Source organism: Streptomyces sp. NPDC052020 (assembly GCF_040680575.1).
Classification (GTDB): Bacteria; Actinomycetota; Actinomycetes; order Streptomycetales; family Streptomycetaceae; genus Streptomyces.
The window spans coordinates 1-2,383 of sequence record NZ_JBFAWY010000090.1; the positions used below are offsets into that span (position 1 = coordinate 1).

The following is a 2,383-nucleotide window of genomic DNA, read 5'->3' on the forward strand; positions in this document are numbered from 1 at the left end:
GGCATGTGATGTCACCGACCGGGAGGCGGTGCACCGTATCCTCGCGGACATACCCGAGGACGCCCCCCTCACCACCGTCATACACGCCGCCGGTGCCCCGGGCGGCGTGCCCCTGGAGGCCATGGGACCCGACGACCTCGTACGAACGCTGGCTGCGAAGGTCGATGGTGCACGGGTTCTCGACGACCTGCTGCGTGACAAGCCCTTGGACGCCTTCGTCCTCTACTCCTCCAACGCCGGAGTGTGGGGCAGCGGCAGCCAGGGCGGCTACGCGGCGGCCAACGCCTACCTCGATGCCCTCGCGGCCCACCGCAGGGCCCGCGGCGAGCCCGCTACCTCGGTTGCCTGGGGACTGTGGGCCGGAGACGGGATGGGCGAGGCGGCCGACGCCATGTACTGGCAGCGGCGTGGTATCCGTCCGATGGACGTCGACAGGGCCCTGAGGGAACTGGAGAGGGCGCTGGAACACGACGAGACGTTCGTCGCCGTGGCCGACGTGGACTGGGCGAAGTTCACGTCCGCGTTCACCGTCTCCCGCCCCAGCAGCCTGCTCAAGGACATCCCGGAAGCACGGAAGGCGCTCGCCGCACCCGACGATGCGGCCGGCACCGTACCACCGGGAGGCGATGCGTCGGTACGTTCCGGGCAGCCGCCCGCCCTGGCGGCGCTCGCCGCGCTCCCGGCGGGCGAGCGCGAGCGCGGCCTTCTGGACCTGGTACGCACGCACACGGCGGCCGTGCTCGGCCATACCGCCGCGGACCGGGTTGGGGAGAACCGTTCCTTCACGGAGCTCGGCTTCGACTCGCTCATCGCCGTACAGCTGCGCAACCGCCTGTCCACGGCGGTGGGGGCAAAGCTGCCCGCCACCCTCGTCTACGACTATCCGACGCCCGCCGAACTCGCAGCCCACCTCCACCGGGAGTATGTGGCGGGGGCAGCCGAACCAGCGCCCTCCGACTGGGAGGGACAGGTACGTCACGCGCTTGCCGCCCTTCCGCTGGACCGGTTGCGCGACGCGGGCATCCTCGACGTGATCCTGCGGCTCACCGGTCTCGGTCCCCGGCCGACGCCGGATGGAGACGCGCCGGATGTATCCGGTGAAGGCGGGATCGGCGACGAAGCGGAGCCGACGCCGTCGATCGACGACCTGGACAGTGACGCCTTGGTCCGTATGGCGCTCGGGACCTCTCAGTCCTGACGGCCGCCCCGATCCGCCCGATCGGACATGCCCGAATCGGCCACATCATCGACTAGCGGAAGACCACAGCCGGATGACGAATTCCAACGACCAGTTGGTAGAGGCTCTGCGTGCCTCGCTCAAGGAGAACGACAGACTTCGCAAGGAGAGTCGTCGGCAGGCGGGGCGACGGCAGGAACCCATGGCGATCGTCGGCATGAGCTGTCGGTTCGCCGGCGGGATCAAGTCCCCCGAGGACCTCTGGGAAGCCGTCGCCGCCGAGAAGGACATCGTCTCGGAGATACCCGAGGAGCGCGGCTGGGACATCGCCTCCCTCTACGACCCCGAGTTGGGCAGGGAGGGCACGACCTACGTCCGCAACGGGTCTTTTCTCGACGACGCCGCCGGGTTCGACGCGGGCTTCTTCGGGATCTCGCCGCGTGAGGCGCTGGCGATGGACCCCCAGCAGCGGCAGCTCCTGGAGGCCTCCTGGGAGGTCTTCGAGCGGGCCGGTATCGATCCGACGTCCGTGCGCGGCACCGATGTGGGCGTGTATGTGGGCTGCGGCTACCAGGACTACGCGCCGGACATCCGGATCGCCCCGGAAGGCACCGAGGGCTACGTGGTGACCGGCAACGCCTCCGCCGTGGCCTCCGGGCGCATCGCTTACACCCTGGGGTTGCAGGGTCCCGCGGTGACGGTGGACACGGCGTGTTCGTCGTCGCTGGTGGCGCTGCACCTGGCGGTGCAGGCCCTGCGGAACGACGAGTGCGACATGGCCCTCGCGGGCGGCGTCGCCGTCCTCGCGACACCGGGCGCGTTCATCGAGTTCAGCCGCCAGCGGGCCATGGCCCCGGACGGCAGGATCAAGGCGTTCGCGTCCGCGGCGGACGGCATGGCTTGGGGCGAGGGCGTAGCCGTGCTCCTGCTGGAGCGACTGTCGGTGGCCAGGGCCCGTGGGCATCGGGTGCTGGCGGTGGTGCGGGGCAGTGCGGTGAACCAGGACGGTGCCAGCAACGGTCTCACCGCCCCCAGCGGGCCGGCGCAGCAGCGTGTGATCCGTCGGGCGCTGGCGGACGCGCGGCTGGCGGCGAGTGATGTCGATGTGGTCGAGGCGCATGGGACCGGTACCCGGCTGGGTGATCCGATCGAGGCGCAGGCGCTGCTGGCCACTTATGGGCAGGAGCGTGCCGGGGGCCGGCCGCT

2 protein-coding genes are annotated in these 2,383 nt (G+C 70.7%); both read left to right on the forward strand.

Annotated features, from left to right (window positions below):
- Window positions 1-1,198: beta-ketoacyl reductase (locus tag AB0L74_RS34755; RefSeq protein WP_365661600.1), on the forward strand; the 1,198-nt coding region annotated here is incomplete at its 5' end.
- A 73-nt stretch (window positions 1,199-1,271) separates the two neighbouring features.
- A partial coding sequence (locus tag AB0L74_RS34760; protein WP_365661603.1) for a beta-ketoacyl synthase N-terminal-like domain-containing protein occupies window positions 1,272-2,383 on the forward strand: 1,112 nt, incomplete at its 3' end.